This window comes from Agrobacterium albertimagni AOL15, assembly GCF_000300855.1.
GTDB classification, from domain to species: Bacteria; Pseudomonadota; Alphaproteobacteria; order Rhizobiales; family Rhizobiaceae; genus Allorhizobium; species Allorhizobium albertimagni.
Window position 1 is genome coordinate 353,846 of the sequence record NZ_ALJF01000006.1, and the last position, 15,537, is coordinate 369,382.

13 protein-coding genes are annotated in these 15,537 nt (G+C 62.3%); 6 read left to right on the forward strand and 7 right to left on the reverse strand.

Translation table 11 applies throughout. The annotated features are described in order from the left end of the window. Nucleotides 1-46 precede the first annotated feature (46 nt). Nucleotides 47-1,093, forward strand: a complete 1,047-nt coding sequence (locus QWE_RS08775) for an NAD(P)-dependent alcohol dehydrogenase (protein WP_006725755.1) — start codon at nucleotides 47-49, stop codon at nucleotides 1,091-1,093. A 188-nt stretch (nucleotides 1,094-1,281) separates the two neighbouring features. On the opposite strand, the gene QWE_RS08780 is transcribed toward QWE_RS08775, so the two are convergent. Beyond that, entirely contained in the window at nucleotides 1,282-2,139 is an 858-nt protein-coding gene (locus tag QWE_RS08780; RefSeq protein ID WP_006725756.1) for an urea carboxylase-associated family protein, read from the reverse strand. Nucleotides 2,140-2,249: 110 nt separating this feature from the next. Between QWE_RS08780 and QWE_RS08785 the strand changes: the two genes are divergently transcribed. Continuing rightward, complete coding sequence (locus tag QWE_RS08785; RefSeq protein WP_006725757.1) at nucleotides 2,250-3,113, forward strand: LysR substrate-binding domain-containing protein; 864 nt, start codon at nucleotides 2,250-2,252, stop codon at nucleotides 3,111-3,113. 5 nt (nucleotides 3,114-3,118) lie between these two features. Here the strand turns inward: QWE_RS08785 and puuE are convergent, their stop codons facing one another. The 3 genes from puuE to QWE_RS08800 form a co-directional block, all read right to left on the reverse strand. Further along, a complete protein-coding gene (puuE, locus tag QWE_RS08790) occupies nucleotides 3,119-4,039 on the reverse strand; it encodes an allantoinase PuuE (RefSeq protein WP_006725758.1) in 921 nt (306 codons plus the stop codon). Nucleotides 4,040-4,130: 91 nt separating this feature from the next. Further along, nucleotides 4,131-4,838 carry a DUF1045 domain-containing protein gene (locus tag QWE_RS08795; protein ID WP_006725759.1) on the reverse strand — a complete coding sequence of 236 codons (708 nt, stop codon included), beginning with the start codon at nucleotides 4,836-4,838 and terminating at the stop codon, nucleotides 4,131-4,133. Nucleotides 4,839-4,975: 137 nt separating this feature from the next. Next, nucleotides 4,976-6,184 carry an NAD(P)/FAD-dependent oxidoreductase gene (locus QWE_RS08800; RefSeq protein ID WP_006725760.1) on the reverse strand — a complete coding sequence of 403 codons (1,209 nt, stop codon included), beginning with the start codon at nucleotides 6,182-6,184 and terminating at the stop codon, nucleotides 4,976-4,978. On the opposite strand from QWE_RS08800, the gene mnmC2 reads away from it, so the two are divergent. Further along, nucleotides 6,183-6,908 carry a tRNA (5-methylaminomethyl-2-thiouridine)(34)-methyltransferase MnmC2 gene (mnmC2, locus tag QWE_RS08805; protein ID WP_006725761.1) on the forward strand — a complete coding sequence of 242 codons (726 nt, stop codon included), beginning with the start codon at nucleotides 6,183-6,185 and terminating at the stop codon, nucleotides 6,906-6,908. The genes QWE_RS08800 and mnmC2 overlap by 2 nt on opposite strands. Here the strand turns inward: mnmC2 and QWE_RS08810 are convergent, their stop codons facing one another. Continuing rightward, nucleotides 6,909-10,907, reverse strand: a complete 3,999-nt coding sequence (locus tag QWE_RS08810) for a response regulator (RefSeq protein ID WP_167539690.1) — start codon at nucleotides 10,905-10,907, stop codon at nucleotides 6,909-6,911. Nucleotides 10,908-11,149: 242 nt separating this feature from the next. On the opposite strand from QWE_RS08810, the gene QWE_RS08815 reads away from it, so the two are divergent. Beyond that, entirely contained in the window at nucleotides 11,150-12,736 is a 1,587-nt protein-coding gene (locus QWE_RS08815; protein WP_006725763.1) for a trimethylamine methyltransferase family protein, read from the forward strand. Nucleotides 12,737-12,740: 4 nt separating this feature from the next. On the opposite strand, the gene QWE_RS08820 is transcribed toward QWE_RS08815, so the two are convergent. Continuing rightward, on the reverse strand, nucleotides 12,741-13,418 hold the full coding sequence (locus QWE_RS08820; protein WP_006725764.1) for a helix-turn-helix transcriptional regulator: 678 nt from the start codon (nucleotides 13,416-13,418) through the stop codon (nucleotides 12,741-12,743). An 84-nt stretch (nucleotides 13,419-13,502) separates the two neighbouring features. Between QWE_RS08820 and QWE_RS08825 the strand changes: the two genes are divergently transcribed. Both QWE_RS08825 and QWE_RS08830 read left to right on the forward strand, forming a co-directional pair. Beyond that, a complete protein-coding gene (locus tag QWE_RS08825; protein WP_006725765.1) occupies nucleotides 13,503-13,814 on the forward strand; it encodes a hypothetical protein in 312 nt (103 codons plus the stop codon). Further along, nucleotides 13,807-14,940, forward strand: coding sequence for a DNA alkylation repair protein (locus tag QWE_RS08830; RefSeq protein WP_006725766.1), 1,134 nt, complete (start codon nucleotides 13,807-13,809; stop codon nucleotides 14,938-14,940). Before QWE_RS08825 ends, QWE_RS08830 begins: the two co-directional genes overlap by 8 nt. 68 nt (nucleotides 14,941-15,008) lie before the next feature. On the opposite strand, the gene QWE_RS08835 is transcribed toward QWE_RS08830, so the two are convergent. Continuing rightward, nucleotides 15,009-15,281, reverse strand: a complete 273-nt coding sequence (locus QWE_RS08835; RefSeq protein WP_040299764.1) for a PepSY domain-containing protein — start codon at nucleotides 15,279-15,281, stop codon at nucleotides 15,009-15,011. Nucleotides 15,282-15,537 lie beyond the last annotated feature (256 nt).

The following is a 15,537-nucleotide window of genomic DNA, read 5'->3' on the forward strand; positions in this document are numbered from 1 at the left end:
ACCTATCTACAGCTCGCTTCTCCCATTCCATTTGAAAGGATACCCCATGCCGATTGCCAAAGGCTATGCCGCAACGGATGCCTCCAAGCCATTGGTTCCCTTCACCTTCGAGCGTCGCGAACCGAACGCGGACGACGTGGTGATCGAGATCAAGTTCTCCGGCATCTGCCACTCCGACATTCACCAGGCGCGCAACGAATGGGGCAACTCGACCTTCCCCATGGTCCCTGGCCACGAGATCGCCGGCATCGTCACAGCAGTCGGCTCGAGCGTTTCGAAATACAAGGTCGGCGACCGCGTCGGCGTCGGCTGCTTCGTCAATTCCTGCCTGCATTGTGAACGCGACCTCTACCGCGAACAGTATATGCCCGGTCTCGTCGGCACCTATAATTCCACGGAAGTCGACGGCGTAACCCCGACGCAAGGCGGCTATGCCGACTCCATCGTCGTCCAAGAAGATTATGTGCTGAGCATTCCGGACAACCTGCCGCTCGACAAGGCAGCGCCACTGCTCTGCGCCGGCATCACGCTTTATTCGCCGCTCAGCCACTGGAAGGCTGGCCCCGGCAAGAAGGTCGCCGTCATCGGCATGGGCGGCCTCGGCCACATGGGCGTCAAGATCGGCGCGGCCATGGGTGCCGACGTCACCGTACTCAGCCAGAGCCTGTCGAAGAAGGAAGACGGCCTCGCCTTCGGCGCCAAGGAATATTACGCCACCTCGGATCCGGAGACCTTCAAGACGCTCGCCAGTTCCTTCGACCTGATCCTCTGCACCGTCAGCGCCGAGATCGACTGGAACGCCTACCTGAACCTTCTGAAGGTCGACGGCACCATGGTATTGCTCGGCGTGCCGGAAAACCCGGTCCCCGTGCATGCCTTTGCCCTGATCGCCGGCCGTCGCTCGCTCGCCGGCTCGATGATCGGTTCGATCAAGGAAACCCAGGAAATGCTGGACTTCTGCGGCAAGCACGACATCACGCCGGAGATCGAGATCATCGACATCGCCCAGGTGAACGCAGCCTATGAGCGCGTTATCAAGAGCGACGTCCGCTACCGCTTCGTCATCGACATGGCGACGCTCGACAAGGGCTGAGCCTAGACACGCGAATGAAACGAGAGGGCCTGGCATCGCTGCCGGGCCCTCTTTTCGTGGAGAAACCTGCCCTCCAACGCGAAGTCATCCTCGGCCTTGTGCCGAGGATCCACCGAGGCCGAACTAACCAGATACGTTGCAGATGCTCGGGACAAGCCCGAGCATGACGACCGCAGGGTAGGCGGCGTTCAATCCTGCAACTGATACCCATTCCGCTCCGGAAACGGCCAATCAGCCAGCAAGGCCATGTCCGGCCGGTAGATCTCCACCTTCAGTGGATAACACTTGGCGACATCGCTCGAATGGCTGGTGCTGCAATCCCCGCCCGGGCAGGCCGAAAGCGCGCCTAAGAGATCGATCTCCGCGAACATTTCGAGGAAATCGCCGGGGCGAACCGGGCTCGCCTTCATGAAATACTGCTGCGTGTCGCGGGTGAAACCGGTGCACATGAAGACGTTCAACACATCATGCACATGCGGCTCGACTGCCCTGATGTCGGAACCGATGTGATGCGCCAGCGCGCGGCAGAGGTTGGAATGGCAGCAGTGATGGTAGTCGTCACCCGATAGCAGGCGGTTGGTATAGGGATCGCAGCGCGTGCCGATCACGTCATGCACGCCGCCACCGAATTCGTCGAAGCCGTACCAGCCAAGCGTATCATGGCTGATCGTCGCCATGGGGCGGAGCGACGGCAGATTGCTCCAGAGACGGTTGCCGGTCGTCACATGCGTCGCATGCAGCGCCCGCGTCTTGCCCGAGAAGAAGCGCTCGGAGAGATCGTTGGCATTCCAGAGGTTGAGGTCGCCGACCTGCGGCCCCTCGACGCTGACGATGCGGAAGGAATGCCCCTTGGGAACCTCGAACGTATTGCCCTCGCGCGGCGGCACGATCACCTCGCCGACCTTCTCCATCGTCGCCCGCGCCCGATCCAGAATGCTCATATCGGGTGCGACAAGCGACTCGACCGGATAGCAGACGACAGGCTTCACCGCGCGGCGGGCCGCCGCATCGGCGGGAATGGGGATGTTTGCGTTGAAGGGGGACATGGGCGGCTCCGGAGTGGGCATAATGTGATCCGCAAGGTGCCCCAGCCACCCCATCAAGACAACTGCCTCTCTTCTTGCCCCATGACCAAGCCTGGCTTAGTCATGAAGTCATGAAACTGCCACCGCTCCCGACACTCCGTGCTTTCGAGGCCGCCGCCCGCCGAGAAAGCTTCCTGCAGGCCGCGACCGAACTCGGCATGACGGCAGCGGCCATCAGCCAGCATGTGAAGGCGCTGGAGGATTGGCTGGGGCTTGCCCTCTTCGAACGCCGCCCCCGTGGCGTGCGCCTCACCACCGATGGACGCGAATTCGGCGCCGCCTGCTCGGAAGGGCTTGGCCACATTGCCCGTGCCGCAGAACGGCTGACCACTCGCAAATCCTTGGCCTGTGCCAGCCTCGCCTGCATGCCCTCGGTGGTCACCCATTGGCTCGGCCCACGCCTGCCCCGTTTCCGCGCAGCACATCCTCAGATCCAGGTCTCGATCGTCTACCCCATGGGAGCGCAGACTCCGGATGAAGCCGGCGCGGACCTGCTGATCTGCCACGGCACCCGCCCGCCTGCTCGCGCGGAGCGCATTCTGCCAGCCGCAACCCGGCCAACCTGTGCGCCGAGCTATCTGGAGCGACACGGACCGATCACCACACCAGCCGACCTCCTTAACCAGGACCTGTTGCACGACGCGACCGAGGCCGCCTGGCAGTCCTGGCTGGCGGCGCGCGGGATCAAGGGCCTGACACCGTCAGGACCGCTCTATGCCGATTTCAATCTGCTGGTCAGTTCGGTCCTCTCAGGCCTCGGCATCGGCCTCTGCCCGACCGCCCTGATATCAGACCATCTGGCAGCCGGCACGCTGACGGTGCTGTTTGATGAAGCCGCCGACGAAGACAAGGCCTATTGGCTGCTCTCAGGTGCGGCACTGTCCGAGCCTGCCGCGATCCTGCGGGATTGGTTGCTGGCGGAGGTTGCCGGCTAGCCCCCTCACCACGCCGGCTTGTGATGCTTGTGCCAGTGCTCGGCGATCTCGATGCGCTTGGGCACCCAGACCTTCTCATGGCTGGTCACATAATCGATAAACCGCGCGAGCGCCGCAGCCCGTCCCGGACGCCCAACAAGGCGGCAGTGCAAACCGACGGACATCATTTTCGGGCTGCCGTTCTTCCCCTCTTCGTAGAGCACATCGAAGGCGTCCTTGAGATAGGTGAAGAACTGATCACCGGTATTGAAGCCCTGCGGAGTGGCGAAACGCATGTCGTTGGTTTCAAGCGTATAGGGAATGATCAGGAAGGGTTTTCCCTCGAGATCCGGCACCCAGAACGGCAGGTCGTCGGAATAATTGTCGGAGGAATACATAAAGCCGCCCTCCTCCATCACGAGGCGCAGCGTGTTGTCAGAAGGCTTGCCCTGATACATGCCAAGCGGATGCGAGCCGGTCAGCTCCTTGTGCAGCCGCACGGCTTCTCGAATATGCTCGCGCTCGACGTCTTCCGGGAAATCCTTGTATTCGAGCCAGCGATAGCCGTGGCTGGCGATCTCCCAGTCCGCTTCCTTCATCGCGGCCACAGCTTCCGGGTTGCGTGCCATGGCAAGCGTGACGCCGTAGACCGTCACTGGCACCTTGCGCTCGGTGAACATCCGCCACAGCCGCCAGAAGCCGGCGCGCGAGCCGTATTCGTAAATCGATTCCATGTTGAGATTGCGCTGCCCCGGCCAGGCCTGGGCGCCGACGATTTCCGACAGCAGGTTTTCCGAGGCCGGGTCGCCATCAAGAATGCAGCTCTCGCCGCCCTCCTCGTAATTGACCACGAACTGCACCGCGATCCGGGCCTCCCCCGGCCATTTCGGATCGGGAATGTCGCGGCCATAGCCGATCAGGTCGCGGGGATAAGGAGCAGTCGTCATAGGTTCACCTCTCGTGTTTTGACGCGAGGCTATTGGCGAGGGCGGCGCCTGTCGAGATGGAAAACGCGCATTTTGCTGCAGCGCACAGGCCTCAGGCGATCTTGCGGTTGGAAACCCGGCCCAGCGGATGCAGCGAATGCACGGTAAACGGTGCGCCACGCTCGGTTTCGACGAAGAGGGCGAGATTGGCGATGACAACGGGCTCGGCGAGGGCAGGATCGAAATGCGCTTTGAGAGCCTGCTCGATTCGCGGAAAATCGCGGGCGAGCAAAGGTCCGGTCAACGTCATGTGGAACCGGAACTCGTCCATCACATAAGGATGTCCCCAGCGGCTGAGATTGGTGAATTGCGGCGCCGAGAGCCGTTCGGGATTGCGCCGGTCGATCTCGGCCTCGGAAAGCGGCGCACGAAAGCCGTCGAAAGCCTGGACGATGGATGCCGCCAGATGATCGACCTCCGGACAAGGGCGCTGAAGGATCAAGCCATAGACGTCACCGATGCGTCCGACCGACAGACCCTGCAGAACCACGGGCTCCATCCGGCCGGCAAAATGCATCAGATCGCGCAGGAGAGAGGCCTCGTTCGCGCCTTCGCTCAAGCGGAACGGCGCCTTGAAGGTCGCATGAAAGCCGAAGCGACGCGGAAGGGCCGTGTGAAAGGCAATCTCGTGCACGCCCAGGCCCTTCAGTCCCGGATGTTCCTCCACCTCGCCGGAGAACACGTTGCGGCCGAGCCAGCGTGCCGCTGCATCGGCAAGCGGATCACGGGCAGGCGGCGTAAAGCAGATGGCATAGCGCATGTCGAGCACCTCACACTGGCTCGCGACGGCACTTTAGCAGTTGCCGTTACAACCCCGTGGATAGGTGATTTGCATGACAGTATCACGAAGCGGGCGAGGCAATTTCGCGGCCAGAGCCTAAGCCAATCCCTTTGATTTCAGGGTATTTCGGTAAATTCCTCACCGCCTGCGCGGCGCGCAGCCACCGAAACGTGATGGGCAAGGGCAAAGCCGTGAGGCAGGGACAAGGCCTCACCGCCAATCGAATCGAGAGCGGCCTCCGCCAGCCGGTGAGCAATGCCGAAGCTCACCTTGAAGCCGCCTGTCAGCGCATGCACATGCGGATGATCGGGATGCGGGCCGACCATCGGATCCCGATCGACCGCCTTTGGGCGAAGCCCCGCCCAGCGTTCGACCACCTCGGCTTGCTGCAGCACCGGTGCAAGCTCCCTCGCCCCGGTGATCAGGACATCCAACTGCGCATCCGTCGAGAAAGGATCCTCGAACGTGTTTTCGCTGGTGCTGCCGATGGCGACATGCCCGCCTTCCTGCGGCACCACATAGAGGCCATCGAGATAAAGGAGCGGCAGATCGGCTGGCAGGTCCAGTTTGAGCAGTGCCGCCTGCCCCTTAACGCCGCGGCCGAGCGGCTTGCGAAGCGCAGGTCCGATGGCATCGAGCAGCGGGAAAGAGCCGACACCGGCTGAAACCAGAAGATCACCGTAACCGACAATGGTCCCGTCAGCGAGTTTTACCTGGCTTGCCCCGGCATCGATCGATTGCACGGCGCTCCCGACCAGCAACCGCACACGTCCCGATCGCTCAAGACGTGACCGGATCGCCGTGGTGAGAGCACGCGGCGAAACACGGCCCGCGAGGCGATCGAACACCACACCAGCCTCAGAAAAACTCCGCGACGGCCAGTCGGCAAACGGGCTCTCGTCGAGGACGGTCCAGTCGAAGGCCCTGCCCTCTTGGTTCCAGTTCGTAGCCGCCTCGCCCGAATGCCGCTCGGCGATCGGCCTCAGATGCGGCTTCGGCAAGGGGATAAGACGACCGCAGCGCTGATAGCCGGCGGAAAGCCCGGTCTCCGCCTCAAGCAGAGCGATCTCCGCCTCGAGTGACAGCAGCCCCTCGAATTGCAACTGCTTCTTCTCGTTCCAGCGATCCGGCATATGCGCCATCAAGGCGCCAAGCAGGCCGCCACTCGCCCCGCTCGCAATACCGTCGCCGTCGATCAGGATGGTATCGAGACCACGGCGCTCGGCCTTGAGAGCCGCCCAGAGGCCCATTATGCCGCCGCCGACGATCACGAGATCGGCGCGCAATTGACCTGACATCGCAGCCGTTTTATCGGACATCACCATGACCCATTCAAATTATCCGCCAGGCACCGGCGACACCCAGGTACCGCTGGCTTGGCACGACGGCGATATGCCCTTTTCCACCGCCTTTGGCGATCATTTTTATTGCCAGACCGATGGCCGGCTCGAATGCGGCCATGTCTTCCTGGCCGGCAACGGACTGCCGGAGCGTTGGCGGGATGCGGACGATTTCACCATCGGCGAACTCGGCTTCGGCACAGGGCTGAATGCCTGCGAAACCTGGCGGCAGTGGAAGGAGCATCGTCGTCCTGGCACTCACCTCCACTTCGTCTCCTTCGAGCTCTTCCCCATGCAGGCCGAAGAGATCGACCGCGCCCTCTCCCGCTGGCCGGAGATCGATGCCGAGCGTGAGGTCCTCGTCGCGCGCTGGCCGGAGACGCCGTCCGGTATCATCTCGATCGACCTTGATGACCAGACGCGTCTATCGGTCGTCTGCGGCGATGCCTTGGATAACCTGACGGCAAGCACACTGACCTTCGATGCCTGGTTCCTCGACGGCTTCGCCCCCTCGCGCAACAGCGCCATGTGGTCGGCGGACCTGATGCAGCGTGTCCACGACACGACAAGACTAGGCGGCAGCTTTGCGACCTATGCCGCAGCCGGCTTCGTCCGACGCAACTTGATCGCAGCGGGTTTCGACGTCGAGCGCCGACCAGGCTTCGCGGGCAAGCGGGAGATGCTGTGCGGCGTCAGGCGCTCGGCCTGATCAGCCTTCCACTGCGAGCCCGATGACGGGCCTGCCACTCCATTGCTCGATCTTGCGCATAAGGAGTTCCGGCGAGATCGGCTTGGAGAGATAGTCGTCCATCCCGGCGGCAAGGCAGGCCTCACGATCGCTGTCGAGCGCATGGGCAGTCACGCCGATGATCGGGGTCCTTCCGCTGCTGAGAGCAGCCTCTTCCGCGCGGATCACGCCAGTCGCCTGATGCCCGTTCATGACCGGCATGGAGACATCCATCAGGATCAGATCCGGCGGCTCGCTGCGCCAGGCCTGAACGGCTTCCTCACCATTGCCGACGATGCGATAGGCAACGCCGCTTCCGGTCAGGATCTGGCGGAAGACGATCTGGTTGACGGGATTGTCTTCCGCGATCAGCACTCTGAGGGCCCCATCGTCGGGAGCCGCTGAAGCGGTTGGCTTGGCCTCCACAGGCAATGGCGCGCGTGGAGCCAATGGTGGAGGCGGCGAAAGGGGACGAAGGCGTGGCGCGTTCACGCCGTGAACCCGCGCCGTTCGCACCACGTCGATGATCGCACCACGCAACACATTGGCCCGCGCCGGCTTCATCAGATGCGCCTGGATCTTCAAGCTTTCGAACAGCCTGTCATCGCCGACCATGTCCATCGAGGTCAGGAAGACCAGAGCAATATCGTCGAAGCGACGGTCGCTGCGGATCGCTTTCGCCACGTCGATGCCGTTCATGTCAGGCATCTGGTAGTCTATGACGACGACGTCGATCGCCAGCCCTTCCGTATGGGCGGCAGCGAGAATATCGAGGCCGGTCAGCCCGTCCGGAACCGCGAGCCCGTCGAAACCCCACATCTCCAGCTGCTCGGTGATGATGCGGCGGTTGACGGCGTTGTCGTCGATGACCAGCACCCGTGCATCCTTGACGGTGGCCGGCAACTCCTTCTGGCCGCGGCGTTCGGCAACGATGGCGAGCGGCAATTCGACGGTGAAGGCCGAGCCGCGCCCGACCTCGGATTCGACCTGCAGCTTGCCCCCGAACAGGCGCACTAGACCGCCGGTGATCGCGAGCCCGAGACCGGTACCCTCGTGGCGACGGGTCGAGGATGTATCGACCTGTGAGAATTTTTCAAAGATCTTCGCCTGCATGTCCTGGGGGATGCCGATGCCGGTATCCTCGATGCGCAGCTTCAGGATCGCCTGTCCCTCTGCCATGGCGTCCGTGGACACCTCGACATGCACGTGGCCCTTCTCCGTGAACTTGATCGCATTGCCCAGGAGATTGGTGACGATCTGCCGGAAGCGTCCCGGATCACCCATGAAGGTATGGCGGACCTTCTGGTCGCCGGAGACCACGAGTTCGATATCCTTCTCGGCGGCGGCGGCGGACAGCAGTGTCGCCACATCCTCGATGGCCTCGACCGGATCGAAGGGAGACTTGCGCAGCTTCAGCTGCCCGGCATCGATCTTCGAGAAGTCGAGAATGTCGTTGATGATGGTGAGCAGCGCGTTGCCGGACTTCACCATAATGTCGACGAAGGTCTTCTGGCGGCTGTCGAGCTCGGACTTGGAGAGCAGTTCCGCCATGCCGAGAACGCCGTTCATCGGCGTGCGGATCTCGTGGCTCATATTGGCGAGGAAGTCGGACTTCGCCTTGTCGGCGGCTTCGCTCCGCGCCAAGAGCACTTCGAGTTCGGCTTCGCGCTCCTTGAGCTCGGTAAAATCGGTCAGCACGACCACACAACTGCGGTCGCCACCGAAGGTCGCCTCCAGCTTGACCCAGGTCTTTCCGTCGACGAGGAAATTGGTCGAGACCGCATTCGCGGTCTGCAATGCCGCTTGCCACTGCTGCAGAACCTCGTGCGCTTCCGCACCGAAATCGCCGCGCGCCGCACAATATTCGAAGATCGGCCGCCAGCTTTCGCCCGATGCCAGCAGGTTTTCGGGCAGATCCAGGATGCGGCTGAAGGACGGATTGACCTCCGCGATGCGACCCTGCTCGATCATCATCAGGCCCTGCGTCATCATCCGCATGGATTCCTGCACGAAGCGCCCGAGCCGCTCCAGCTTTTGCTGCGCCTCGTCGATCTCGCGTTCGCGGGCCCGCATCTCGGTGAGATCGGAATAGGTGAGCAGGATCTTCCGGTCGTGCAACCTCGTGATCGTTGCCAGAACGAACTTGCCATCGTCATAGGCGAGTTCGGTGACATGCGAGCCTTCCAACGCATCGAACTGCGCGATACGGGCGCGGTAGCCTTCCTCGAAGTCGATCCCCGGCCAGGCATAGCCGAGTTTGTGGTTCTGTTCGCAATAGGACCGGAAGCTCAACCCACTTAGTTGCATATCAGCCGGCCAGCGCCAGATGTCCCGGCACTTCTCGTTGGCGAATTCGACCATGTAGTCGGAATTCATGATCACCACGCCGACAGGCATGACCTGCAGCATCGAGACGATATCGGCATAGAGCGCCTCGGCGCGCGCCTGTGCCGCAACCAGCGCCTCCTGCCCCTTCTTGAGCATCGAGATGTCGTTGACCGAGCCGACGAGGTAATGCTTGTTCTGCGCCGTGGTGATCCGGCTTAGGCGCGTGATGACGGAGATCTCCTGACCGTCGCGGACGACCACTTCGCGGTTCTTCTCGATCATCTCGCCGGTTGCGAAGATCCGGAGGTTTTCCTCCTTCATGATCTGACCGTTTTCCGGCCAGAGTTCTTCTTCGGTGAGCCCGTAAATGTCTTCCCGACGCTGGCCGTGGAGGTCCTCATAGGCCTTGTTCACGTAGATCATCCGGCGATCCGGATTGCGGATGAAGACGGGCACCGGCATTTGCTCGAGCGCCGCGCGATAGAGCAGCGTCTCTTCTTCGCGCTGATAAATGTCCGAGACGTCGGTATAGGTCAAAAGGATGCGCCCGCCCTCGAGCCGGCGACTACCGCCGGCCAAGGCCCGTCCGGATGGCGTCTTCACGTCGATCAGCGGCCCCTCGTCCATGCTGACGACCTGCTCGATGCGATAGGCGACGCGCTCGTCGATTTCTTCGCAAGAAAGATTGGGCATGGTCCGTATCATCGCCCGCGTCAGGAAATCCCGATAGGACATGCCTTCCAACCGCTGAGACGCGTCGAATTCCGTCATCTCGACGGCCGCCGCATTGGCGAAGGAGATCTGCAAGTCGGTGTCCAGAACGATGATGCCGACCGGCAGTGACGCCATCAGGCTCTGGAGCTGCAACTGCAGCGCTTCTGATTCCTGTCGAACGCTCTCAAGCTTCTCCTGCTCATGCCTGAGTGGCGAAAGGTCGGTGATCGAGCCAACGATATAGCGTTCGCCATCCGGTCCGGTGACGGCCCCGGTGCGGCTGAGGACGGGGATGCGTGACCCGTCGGCCCGGATGAAATTGTCCTGATATTCCTCCGTCACGCCGCATTCGAGGACACGCTGGTTGCCCTCGAAATAGTCCTGGCCTAGCTCGGGGAAATTCTCTTGTTCGGTTCGACCCAGGAGATCCTCGATCGGCCGCCCCACCATCTGCGAATAGACGCCATTGGCAAAGAGCAGCCGGTGATCGGCGCTGCGGACATAGGTGGCGATGGGATATTGTTCGAGAACCGCCTGAAAGAGCGCGACGGAGGGAAGCGTCCCGAGAGCCGCGGGATCAGCCGATGGGCCGGATGGGGTCGCGGCTCTCTTCTCCTCCATGAAAGCGAAAAGATAGATCCGGTCATCGTCGTCGAAGAAGCGTTCGATATGCAGGACCCGCGTCGGTCCGCCCGGCTCAGCCCGCAGCTGCAGCGCCTCGTCCTGCCCGAACACGAGAACCCGCCGCTCGCGATCGTCGCGCAGGGCGTCCAGATCGCCCCCCAGGATTTCCCGATCGCTGCGACCGACGAAGCTTTCGACCGAGAGGTTGTGCAGGTCAGCAAAGGCCGCATTGACCGCGACATAGCGCAGTTCGCTGTCCTTCACGTAGGAAGGCAGATCAAGCACCGCGATCTTGTCGCAGACCAAGTCCAGCAAGTCGCTTCCCCGGATCAAATCAGTTTCTCCCTCCTCCGATCAATGACGCGGAATGGTAAACAGCGGGTAAGCGAACCACCATCCCAAGCTTTAAAAGCGAAGTAGAATGAACGCGTATCGGTCTCGGATCCCGTCATCAGCGCCACTGTTCCAGATGAGCCGGTTTTTCGTCGCAAACGGCAATGCCTTTTCAGCCGCGAACCTGCGAGACTTGATGTCGAGATTGACACAATGGATCGACCATGAGCGACATTACGACCTCCGCCTTGTCCGAGACTGATACGCTATCTGTCGGCGGTGAACGCCGCAGGCGAACCGGCGGTCGAGGCGCCGAACGCATCCGCACCGGTGCGGCCGGCAAGTATCGCAATCTCGTCAACCGCCTTGCAAAGACGGAGCTTTTGGATCCAGCCGCCCTCGACGCCATGCATGAGGCCTCGCTTACCATCCTCGAAGAGATCGGCATGGACATCATGCTGCCCGAGGCCCGCGCCATCATGAAGGCGCATGGCGCTGATGTCACCGAAGGCGCGGACCGCGTCCGCTTCGACCGTGACCTGATCATGGACATGATCGCGTTCGCCCCGCGCGAATTCCAGATGTTCGCCCGCAATCCCGAGCGCAACGTCAAGATGGGCGGCAACAACCTGGTCTTCGCCCAGATTGCCTCCGCCCCCTTCGTCGCGGATCGCGAGGGCGGCCGCCGCGCCGGCAACCAGGAAGACTTCCGCAAGCTCGTGAAGCTTGCCCAGTGCTACGACGTGATCCACACGACAGGCGGCTACCCGGTCGAGCCGATCGACATCCACGCCTCCGTGCGTCATCTCGACTGCCTCTCCGACATGGTGAAGCTGACCGACAAGGTGTTTCACTGCTACTCGCTCGGCAAGCAGCGCAACCTTGACGCCATCGAGATCGCCCGCATCGGCCGCGGCGTCTCCATGGAGCAGATGGAGAGCGAGCCCTCGCTCTTCACCATCATCAACTCGTCTTCGCCGCTCCGGCTCGACGGCCCGATGCTCCAGGGCATCATCGAAATGTCGTCGCGTGGCCAGGTCGTCGTCATGACGCCGTTTACGCTCGCCGGCGCCATGGCACCCGTCACCATCGCCGGCGCCGTCGTCCAGCAGAATGCCGAGGCCCTTTGCGGCATCGCCTTCACCCAGATGGTCAAGCGCGGCACGCCCGTGGTCTATGGCGGTTTCACCTCGAATGTCGACATGAAGACCGGCGCCCCCGCCTTCGGCACGCCCGAATACATGAAGGCCGTCATCGTCGGTGGCCAACTCGCCCGCCGCTACGGCATCCCCTACCGCACCTCCAACACCAATGCCGCCAACACGCTCGACGCCCAGGCCGCGTATGAGAGCGCCTTCTCGCTCTGGGCACTGACGCAAGGCGGCGGCAATTTCATCATGCATTCGGCCGGCTGGTCCGAAGGCGGTCTGACGGCCTCCTTCGAAAAATTCATTCTCGATGTCGACATGCTGCAGATGGTCGCCGAGTTCCTCACCCCCCTCGACGTCAGTCAGGATGCGCTGGCGCTCGATGCCGTCCGCGAAGTCGGCCCTGGCGGCCATTTCTTCGGCACGGCCCACACGCTCGCCCGCTATGAGAGCGCCTTCTATTCGCCAATCCTCTCCGACTGGCGAAATTTCGAGACCTGGACCGAGGCCGGCCGCCCGACCACCTACGACCACGCCAACCGTGTCTTCAAGGAGAAGCTGACTTCCTACGAGCGCCCGCCGATCGATCCGGCGGTGGAGGAAGAGCTCGATGCCTTCGTAGCAAAACGCAAGGCCGAAGGCGGGGTTGCGACGGATTTTTGATTCGTCAGGACAGCTGCTTCAAGTAAGCCTGATAGGTCTGATGCGGCTCCGGCTCGAAACGGTCCGGCATGACTTTCCAGTCCTCGACCCTGTCGAGGCGGAAATCGCGGAAGTCGGCGCGCATCTCGCACCAGGCGGTCATCACCCAGATCGCGCCGAAGGCGGCGAGCCCCAGCGGCCAGACGACACGCTGGCTGCGTTCGCCGGGCAGTGAGTGATAGGCGATCCAGACCTTGCGCTTCGCAGACAGCGCAGAACGCATATCACCAAGACAATCCGGCACGACGGGCTGGGCCGACGAGCGAAATGCATGGATCGGGGCGGAGATCAGCCGCTCGGCATGCTCCATCGGCAACATGCCGAGCATCTTTTCCTTCGCCTCTCGCGCAGCCTGACCGAGCCGGGGATCGCCGAGCATTTCGACCGCCCGCAAGCCGAAAGCCAGTGCCTCAAGCTGTTCAAACGTGAATGTGAGCGGCGGCGCATCGAAGGCCTCGCGCAGCATGTAGCCCACCCCGCGTTCCCCCTCGATCGGCGCGCCGGAGGCGATCAGATGATCCATGTCGCGATAGATCGTGCGTGGTGCGACCTCCATCTTCTCGGCGATCTCGGCTGCGGTCATGGCCCGACCCGTCGCGCGCATCAGCTGGATGATCCGGAACAGGCGGTCGGCGGGGCGCATGCAGGCCTCCTTCGAAGGTAATGGCCAGAAGGTTGTCAGTTGGCCTGTGCTAGGTCAAGCCATCATCGTCAACGGGAGAGCCAAATGACCACCAACACCATCCTCGAAATCGCCGTGTGCACTGTAACCGACAAACCAGCCGCCGAAGAGGCTCGTCGTGCCGCCATGGCGGCGGTCAAGACCTATCCCGGCTTCGTCAGTTGGCGGCCGCTCACCTCCATGGATCAGCGCGACATGATCGCCGACCTCGTCGAATGGGCCGACAAGCAAAGCGCCGAAGCGGCAGCCGCAAAGGTTCAGGCAGATCCGGCCTTCGCACCTTACATGGCAGCGATCACGGGTGTTACGCTGATGCAGCACTTCGAGACGCAGGACACGATCCGAGACAATGGCTGAGCCGCTGAAACACCTGATCGGCCCTCAGACGGCCCGTGAAACGGCAGATGCCGTGGCGCGGGCGAGTGAGGCATTCGATCGCGCCGCCTTTCTCGCAGACATCCTGCCGGTCATTGACGGGCTGGAGCTGATGCAGCGCGGTCAACGCATTGCGGATGCGCTGCACCGCCATCTGCCGAACGATTTCGAGCAAGCGGCCTCCATCCTGCACAATTGCCTGCCAGGGCCAGAACAGGGCGGCCTCAGCGGCTGGGCCCTTCTCTCCTTCAACCAGTATATCGCCGCCCATGGCCGCCGCAATCTCGAAACCTCCCTCGGCCTTCTGAAGGCACTGACGCCGCATTTCACCGGAGAATTCGGCATCCGCCCCTTCATCGCCGAAGAGCAAGACAGGGCGCTGGCGATCATCGCCGGCTGGGCTCATGATCCCAACCATCATGTCCGGCGTCTCGCCTCGGAAGGCACCCGTCCCCGCCTGCCCTGGGCCATGCGCCTGCCGCGACTGGTCGAGGATCCCTCCCCGATCCTGCCAATTCTGGAGGCGCTGATCGGTGACAACGAGGATTATGTCCGCCGCTCGGTGGCCAACAGCCTGAACGACATCGCCAAGGATCACCCCGATCTGGTCGCAGACTTCGTCGAACGGCATAGGGCCGGCGCTTCCAAGGATCGGCTCTGGCTGCTCAAACACGCCTCGCGCACGCTCATCAAAAAGGGCCATGCCAAGGCGCTCGCCAATTTCGGCTTCGAGCCGCTCTCCGATGTCACAGTGACATTGGCTCTGGCAAACGACCGCGTGCGTTTTCCCGGAGAGTTCGGCTTCGAGATCCACGTACGTAACAATGGAAGCGAGGCACGCACGGTTCTGGTTGATTACGCCATTCACCATCGGAAGAAGGACGGCTCGCTCTCGCCCAAGGTCTTCAAGGGCAAGAGTCTGACGATACGGCCCGGAGAAAGCCTGGCGTTCGCCAAGCGCCACGCCTTTCGGCCGATCACGACGCGGGTCTATCATCCGGGCGTTCACAGGCTGGAAGTCATGCTGAACGGCGTCGTTCAGGCCGGGGCAGATTTTGAGCTGACCGCGCCTGCAAACACCGACGACGGGAAGCGGCGCGACCATTGAAACATGACAAAACGAGAGAGGCCCGCCGGAAGCGGGCCTCTAATAGATTGAGATAGCGGTCCTCCGCCTCAGTCATTTTCGATCTTCAGCAATTCGCCCGAGACGGGATGGAAGGTCGCTTCGACACGCTGACCGTCGCGCATGCCCTTCACCTCATAGCAGCCGTCATCGACGGTGATTTCCTCGGCCCTGACATTCGCGGCCAGAGCCTTCTGTTCCATGTCCCCGAGCGACATCCGCGCATCGGCCGCCACGTCCCGGCAGGACGGATCGTCATCGGCCTGAACAGATCCGATCGAAGCGGCAAGGATAAGGGCAGATGCGGCGAGAAGGGTCTTCATGGCTGTCTCCATTTGTCATTCATCGGGTGACGCAGTGCCGAAGGCTACAGATCATGCCTGTCACCGAAGGCCGGCCCGAAGCGGGCGTCGTCCTGTTGCAAACACCCGTCAGCCGTATTTGTTCACCTCACGATTGCGGCAACGGAGCCCGGAAACGGACGAACCGATGGCGCGCGAGGGACGGCACCGAGGAGACTGTTTTGTGCATTGCACTTGACTTCTCAGGCAAAAGGGATCATTTGCGGGTCAGCTTTTA

What these genes read in the sequence shown, in the direction of transcription:
- QWE_RS08775 (WP_006725755.1), top strand. Translation starts at nt 47, where the DNA reads ATGCCGATTGCCAAAGGCTATGCCGCAACGGATGCCTCCAAGCCATTG.
- QWE_RS08780 (WP_006725756.1), bottom strand. Translation starts at nt 2,139, where the DNA reads ATGTCCCCCTTCAACGCAAACATCCCCATTCCCGCCGATGCGGCGGCC.
- QWE_RS08785 (WP_006725757.1), top strand. Translation starts at nt 2,250, where the DNA reads ATGAAACTGCCACCGCTCCCGACACTCCGTGCTTTCGAGGCCGCCGCC.
- puuE (WP_006725758.1), bottom strand. Translation starts at nt 4,039, where the DNA reads ATGACGACTGCTCCTTATCCCCGCGACCTGATCGGCTATGGCCGCGAC.
- QWE_RS08795 (WP_006725759.1), bottom strand. Translation starts at nt 4,838, where the DNA reads ATGCGCTATGCCATCTGCTTTACGCCGCCTGCCCGTGATCCGCTTGCC.
- mnmC2 (WP_006725761.1), top strand. Translation starts at nt 6,183, where the DNA reads ATGACCCATTCAAATTATCCGCCAGGCACCGGCGACACCCAGGTACCG.
- QWE_RS08800 (WP_006725760.1), bottom strand. Translation starts at nt 6,184, where the DNA reads ATGGTGATGTCCGATAAAACGGCTGCGATGTCAGGTCAATTGCGCGCC.
- QWE_RS08815 (WP_006725763.1), top strand. Translation starts at nt 11,150, where the DNA reads ATGAGCGACATTACGACCTCCGCCTTGTCCGAGACTGATACGCTATCT.
- QWE_RS08820 (WP_006725764.1), bottom strand. Translation starts at nt 13,418, where the DNA reads ATGCGCCCCGCCGACCGCCTGTTCCGGATCATCCAGCTGATGCGCGCG.
- QWE_RS08825 (WP_006725765.1), top strand. Translation starts at nt 13,503, where the DNA reads ATGACCACCAACACCATCCTCGAAATCGCCGTGTGCACTGTAACCGAC.
- QWE_RS08830 (WP_006725766.1), top strand. Translation starts at nt 13,807, where the DNA reads ATGGCTGAGCCGCTGAAACACCTGATCGGCCCTCAGACGGCCCGTGAA.
- QWE_RS08835 (WP_040299764.1), bottom strand. Translation starts at nt 15,281, where the DNA reads ATGAAGACCCTTCTCGCCGCATCTGCCCTTATCCTTGCCGCTTCGATC.